Origin of the sequence: Streptacidiphilus neutrinimicus, assembly GCF_000787815.1 — a bacterium.
Lineage (GTDB): Bacteria > Actinomycetota > Actinomycetes > Streptomycetales > Streptomycetaceae > Streptacidiphilus > Streptacidiphilus neutrinimicus.
Genome location: NZ_BBPO01000154.1, coordinates 1,253 through 6,845, shown reverse-complemented (window position 1 = coordinate 6,845; position 5,593 = coordinate 1,253). Strand labels below are relative to the sequence as shown.

Here is a 5,593-nt window from a genome sequence, read left to right as displayed (position 1 = left end):
CCGCCGGGTCTGCCCCCGCCGGGTCTGCTCACCGCCCGACCTCCCTCCGCCCGGTCTGCCCTTCGCCCGGTCTGCCCTTCGCCGGGTCTGCCCTCCGCTCGGTCTGCTCACCGCCCGACCTCCCCCCGCTCGGTCTGCTCACCGCCCGACCTCCCCCCGCTCGGTCTGCCCCCCGCCGGGTCTGCCCCCGCCGGGTCTGCTCACCGCCCGGCCTGCCCCCGCCCGGTCTGCCCTCCGCCCGGTCTGCCCACCGCCCCTCCCGGTGGCGGAGACCAGGCCACCGGCCGCGGCGTCCCGGATCCCGGAGGTGGCCTAGCCTGTCCAGTACCGCGTCCGCGAACCCGACTCGGCCGAAGGCCGGGGAGCGCGCGCCCCGCCTCGCGGCAGGGCGGGGACCTGCGGGCGGGGCACCAGGACGTGCGCGCCCGTACCTCCTGCCACCGAGCACTGGAGCACAGCGTCATGACCACCGCGGTCGTCGTCGGCGGAGGGCCCAACGGGCTCGCCGCGGCAGCTCTGCTGGCCAAGGCGGGCCTGGAGGTCACGCTGCTCGAGGCCGCGGCGGAGGTCGGCGGCGGCACGCGCAGCGAGGAGGCCCTGCTGCCCGGCCTGCTGCACGACCACTGCTCGGCCGTCCATCCCCTCGCCGTCGGCTCGCCGGTCCTGCGGGAGCTCGACGTGGAGCGTCACGGGCTCCGGTGGCTGCTGCCGGAGGTCGACTGCGTCCACCCGCTCGACGACGGCACGGCCGGGGTGCTGCGGCGTTCGGTCACCGAGACCGCACGCGGGCTCGGCGCGGACGCGGGGCGCTACCGGGCGTTGCTGCGCGCGTCGGCGCTGCGCTGGGACGACCTCGCATGCGACGTGATGGGCCCGCTGCTGCGTGTGCCCGACCACCCGATGCTGCTCGCGCGGTTCGGTCCGCCGACGCTCCTCCCGGCGGAGGTCCTCGCGCGCCTGTTCCGCACCCCGCAGGCGCGGGCGCTGTGGGGCGGCGTCGCGGCCCACGCGTTCCGTCCGCTGTCCGAGCCGCTGAGCTCGGCGATCGGGCTCGGCATCCTCACCGGGGGACACGCGGCGGGCTGGGCCGTGGCGGAAGGCGGATCCGGAGCCGTCGCCCGCGCGTTGGAGCGGGTGCTGCGGGCCCACGGCGGCGAGGTCCGGACCGGCGTGCGCGTCACCGACCGCGCCCGGATCCCCAAGGCGGACGTGACGCTGCTGGACCTGGACCCCGGCCAGGTCGCCGCGCTCTACGGCGACCTGCTGCCCGCGCGCGTGCGGGCAGCGTACGGGCGGTTCCGGCGCGGGCCCGCCGCGTTCAAACTCGACCTCGCGGTCGAAGGCGGCGTGCCGTGGACGGCGGAGGCCGCGCGCCGCGCAGGCACCGTCCACCTCGGCGGCACGTTCGCCGAAGTCGCCTACGCGGAAAGGGAGGTGGCGGCCGGGCGGATGCCGGACCGCCCGTTCACGCTGGTGGGCCAGCAGTACCTGGCGGACTCCTCGCGCTCGGTCGGCGACGTGCACCCGGTGTGGACGTACGCCCATGTCCCGCACGGTTACGACGGGGACGCGAGGGAGGCCGTCCTGCGGCAGATCGAGCGCTTCGCGCCGGGGGTGCGCGACCGCATCGTGGGCCTCCGCGTGACCCGGCCCGCGGACTTCGCCGCGGCGAACCCCAATTTCGCCGGCGGGGACATCCTCACGGGCGCGAAGACGCCCCTACGGCTGCTGCTGGGCCCGCGCGCGGCGCTGGACCCGTACGCGACGGGCATCCCCGGCGTCTTCCTCTGCTCCGCCGCCACCCCTCCCGGCCCCGGCGCCCACGGCATGTGCGGCGCGGGCGCGGCGGAAGCCGCCCTGCGGCACCTGGCCGCAGGGCCACGAGGGACGGGTCGGCGGACTCGCGCCTGACGCCCACCGCGTCGAGCCCCCGGGCCCGACCTCGTGCGGTCAGGCCTCGTGCGGTCAGGCCTCGTTCGGTCAGGCCTCGTGCGAGATCCGGGCGAACGACATACACCAGTTGTGCACCCAGGACCGGCCGCCGTCGAAGGAGAACGCCTGCTCCCAGCGCGCCCTGTCGGCGTCGAAGACGGTCCACTCGAAGCGGACCGAGACCGGTTTGCCTCCCACCGTGTCCTCGCCGTGGAACACTCCGTGCTTCCCGCTCCAACGCCCTGACACGGGCGGGTCGAGCTGACCGGGCGCGGCCGTCGAGGCCCACCAGATCCGCCACAGGCCGGCCTCGACGTCGAACAACCGGACGGACATCCCCTCGAACGACCGGCCGTCGGGCATCCTTTCGACCCTGAGGTTGTCGATGTTGCCCAGGCCGCCGAGCGTTGGGCGCATCCACTGGATCCCGTCGAACTCCACCCACTCCGCGCAGAGCGGATCGGCCATGTCCGCCCGTTTGCGGTGATGGACGCGCCAGGTGCCGATCAGGAAGTCGAAGTCGTGGCGGCCGTCGTCGAGTTCGTTCGTCGCGTTCGCGGTCATGCCCCCACCATGGACCACCACCCCTGACACGTTCTGTCAGTGGACCTGACCCGAAGCCGAATCCCCCGACCCGCTGCGCCCGAGTGTCGCTTCCGCCGGATCCGCCAGATCCGCCAAATAGGCTTCCAGCAGGGCGCGCTGGCGCTCCGGGGGGAACTCCGCCGGGGCGAAGAGGGCTTGGACGACGAGGCCGAGGACGAAGCTCTGGGCCGCGCCCGCGAGGTCCTCCGGGCTGCGGTCGGTGCGGAGTTCGCCGCGGTGCTGTGCGGCGGACGCGAAGGCGGCCATGCGGGTGCGGGCGCGGCGGTAGCGCGCGGCGTGGTCGCCGGCGAGCTCGGGATCGGCGAGGGCCGCGTCCCAGGAGCTGACCCAGATGCGGGAGCCCGCCGCGCTCTCGGGGGTGAGCGGCAGGATGTCCAGCAGCGCCGCGCGCAGCGCAGGGAGGCCCTCGGCGTCGGGGCCCGCAGCCTCGGTGTGGGGACGCGGACGGGCCGCGTGGGCCTCGTCGAGCAGGTCCAGCGCGTAGCGCAACAGCGCGCGCTTGCTGGGGAAGTAGTGCGTGAGCAGGCCCGTGGTCGCGCCCAGTTCGCCCGCGACCGCGCGCAGGGTCAGCCCGGCGAAGCCGCGTTCGGTCAGGACGCGCCAGACGGCCGCGGAGACCTCGGCGCGGCGGGCTTCGTGGTCACCGCGGGCGGGAGTCATGGCGACAGCGTACATACCCAACGCTTGTTATGTACTATCGGCTCCGTCGTCCTCCCTTCGAAGACAGGACCGCCCGTGTACGCCGTCGCTCTCGCCCCCGACGCCGAACTCCGCCCGCTGGAGCCGTGGCAGGCGGAGGAGTTCCTTGCCCACATCGACCGTGCGCGGGAGGGGATCGACCCGTTCATCCCGTTCGCGGCACGCAACACCGACCTCGACTCGGCCCGCGCGACGCTCCAGGGCTACGCCGACCGGCAGGCCCAGGACACCGGCCGCATCTACGGCATCTGGCTCGACGGCACGCTCGTCGGCGGCGTGATGTTCGTGCGCTTCGACGCGGCGGCGGGCAACTGCGAGATCGGCGTCTGGTCCGAGCCGGCCGGCCAGGGACGCGGCCTGGTGACCGCCGCCGTACGGCGTCTGCTCGCCTACGCCTTCGAGGAGCGCGGCATGCACCGGGCGGAGTGGTGGAGCAGCACCCGCAACGAGCGCAGCCGGGCCGTCGCCCAGCGCGTGGGCATGACGCTCGACGGGACGCTGCGGCAGTACTACCCGCACAACGGCGTCCGCCACGACAAGGAGATCTGGTCGATGCTCGCCTCGGAGTGGCCCGACGCCCCGCGCTCCTGACCGCCCGGGGGCTGCCCCCGGGCCTGCCCTCCCCCCTTACGCCGTCGCCTCCGCCGCCGCGCGCCCCGCAGCGCGGCCCGAGAAGAGGCAGCCGCCCAGGAAGGTTCCCTCCAGAGCGTTGTAGCCGTGGACGCCGCCGCCGCCGAAGCCCGCCACCTCGCCCGCCGCGTACAGCCCGGGCACCGGCGCGCCGCCCGCGCCGAGCGCGCGGGACGACAGGTCCGTCTGGATGCCGCCCAGCGTCTTGCGGGTCAGCACGTGCAGCTTGACGCCGATCAGCGGCCCCGCCGCCGGGTCCAGCAGGCGGTGCGGGGCGACGGTCCGGCCGAGCCGGTCGCCCAGGTAGCGGCGGGAGTTGCGGATGCCCTGCACTTGGGCGTCCTTGCTGTAGGGGTTGGCCACCTGCAGGTCGCGCGACTCGATCTGACGGCGGATCACCGCAGCATCCAGCAGTGGCTTCTCCGTCAGCGCGTTCATCTTCGCGACCAGCTCCTCCAGTCCGGCCGCCACGACGAAGTCCGCGCCGTGCCGCTTGAACGCCTCCACCGGGGCGGGAGCGCCCTTGCCGAGCAGACGTTCGCGCAGGAAGGCACGGCGGTCCTTGGCGGTGATGTCCGGGTTCTGCTCGGACCCGGAGAGGGCGAACTCCTTCTCGATGATCCGCTGGGTCAGCACGAACCACGAGTGGTCGTGCCCGGCCAGGTCCGGCGCGGTGCGCAGATGGCGCAGCGTGCCGAGGGTGTCGTAGCCCGGCAGGTACGGCGAGGGAAGGCGGCGGCCGAGCGCGTCGAACCACATCGAGGACGGACCGGGCAGGATCCGGATGCCGTGGCCGGGCCAGATCGGGTTCCAGTTCTGGACGCCCTCGGTGTAGTGCCACATCCGGTCGCGGTTGACCAGGCGCGCCCCGGCCCGCTCGCCGATCTCCAGCCCCCGGCCGTCGACGTACGCGGGCACGCCGGTGACCATGCTCGCCGGCGGGGTGCCCAGGCGTTCGGGCCAGAAACGGCGTACCAGCTCGTGGTTGGCGCCGATTCCGCCGGTGGTCAGGATCACGGCCTGGGCGGTCAGTTCGAAGTCCCCGGCCTCCTCGCGACTGCTGGCGACGCCGCGGGCGGCGTCGTCCGCGGCCAGCACCCGTCCGCGCACGCCGGTGACGACGCCGTCGGTGGTCACGAGCTCGTCCACCCGGTGCCGGTGATGGAACGTCAGCCTGCCCGCCGCGGCCGCCTGCCGGGCGTAGCGGACGAACGGCTCGATCACGCCGGTGCCGGTGCCCCAGGCGACGTGGAACCGGGGCACCGAGTTGCCGTGGCCCTCGGCGCGCAGATCGCCGCGCTCGGCCCACCCGACGGTGGGCAGGAAGGAGATCCCGTGGCCCTCCCGCCAGGCGCGCTTCTCGCCCGCCGCGAACTCCACATAGGCGCGGGCCCAGCGGGCGCCCCAGGCGTCCTCGTCCTCGACGCGGTCGAACTGCGCGCTGCCCTGCCAGTCTCCCCAGGCGAGTTCGAAGGAGTCCTTGACGCCCATCCGGCGCTGCTCGGGGGAGTCGACCAGGAACAGGCCGCCGAAGGACCAGAACGCCTGGCCGCCGAGGTTGGCCGAGTTCTCCTGGTCGACGAGCGCCACCTTCCGTCCCCGGGAGACGAGTTCGTGCGCGGCGGTGAGACCGGCCAGGCCGGCCCCGACGATGATGACGTCAGCGTCCATGGTTACAGGTCCTCGGTGGGGGTGGCGGTGGGGGCCGCGGTGGGGGGCTCTGTGA

The 5,593-nt window shown here is 74.5% G+C and carries 5 protein-coding genes; 2 read left to right on the top strand and 3 right to left on the bottom strand.

What is annotated here, in order from left to right; genetic code table 11:
- The first annotated feature begins 396 nt into the window (after positions 1-396).
- Positions 397-1,911 carry a phytoene desaturase family protein gene (locus TR48_RS37905; protein ID WP_439654533.1) on the top strand — a complete coding sequence of 505 codons (1,515 nt, stop codon included), beginning with the start codon at positions 397-399 and terminating at the stop codon, positions 1,909-1,911.
- A 69-nt stretch (positions 1,912-1,980) separates the two neighbouring features.
- Here TR48_RS37905 and TR48_RS37900 read toward each other — a convergent pair whose 3' ends face one another.
- Both TR48_RS37900 and TR48_RS37895 read right to left on the bottom strand, forming a co-directional pair.
- Positions 1,981-2,496 carry a hypothetical protein gene (locus tag TR48_RS37900; protein WP_042375398.1) on the bottom strand — a complete coding sequence of 172 codons (516 nt, stop codon included), beginning with the start codon at positions 2,494-2,496 and terminating at the stop codon, positions 1,981-1,983.
- A gap of 36 nt (positions 2,497-2,532) precedes the next feature.
- On the bottom strand, positions 2,533-3,198 hold the full coding sequence (locus TR48_RS37895) for a TetR/AcrR family transcriptional regulator (RefSeq protein WP_042375407.1): 666 nt from the start codon (positions 3,196-3,198) through the stop codon (positions 2,533-2,535).
- A gap of 75 nt (positions 3,199-3,273) precedes the next feature.
- Here TR48_RS37895 and TR48_RS37890 point away from each other — a divergent pair, with 75 nt between their 5' ends.
- Positions 3,274-3,828 carry a GNAT family N-acetyltransferase gene (locus TR48_RS37890; protein WP_042375396.1) on the top strand — a complete coding sequence of 185 codons (555 nt, stop codon included), beginning with the start codon at positions 3,274-3,276 and terminating at the stop codon, positions 3,826-3,828.
- Positions 3,829-3,864: 36 nt separating this feature from the next.
- Here TR48_RS37890 and TR48_RS37885 read toward each other — a convergent pair whose 3' ends face one another.
- Positions 3,865-5,538, bottom strand: coding sequence for an FAD-binding dehydrogenase (locus tag TR48_RS37885; RefSeq protein WP_042375393.1), 1,674 nt, complete (start codon positions 5,536-5,538; stop codon positions 3,865-3,867).
- Positions 5,539-5,593 lie beyond the last annotated feature (55 nt).

Coding starts and splice junctions, on each gene's coding strand:
- TR48_RS37900 (WP_042375398.1), bottom strand. CDS start 2,496: ATGACCGCGAACGCGACGAACGAACTCGACGACGGCCGCCACGACTTC.
- TR48_RS37895 (WP_042375407.1), bottom strand. CDS start 3,198: ATGACTCCCGCCCGCGGTGACCACGAAGCCCGCCGCGCCGAGGTCTCC.
- TR48_RS37885 (WP_042375393.1), bottom strand. CDS start 5,538: ATGGACGCTGACGTCATCATCGTCGGGGCCGGCCTGGCCGGTCTCACC.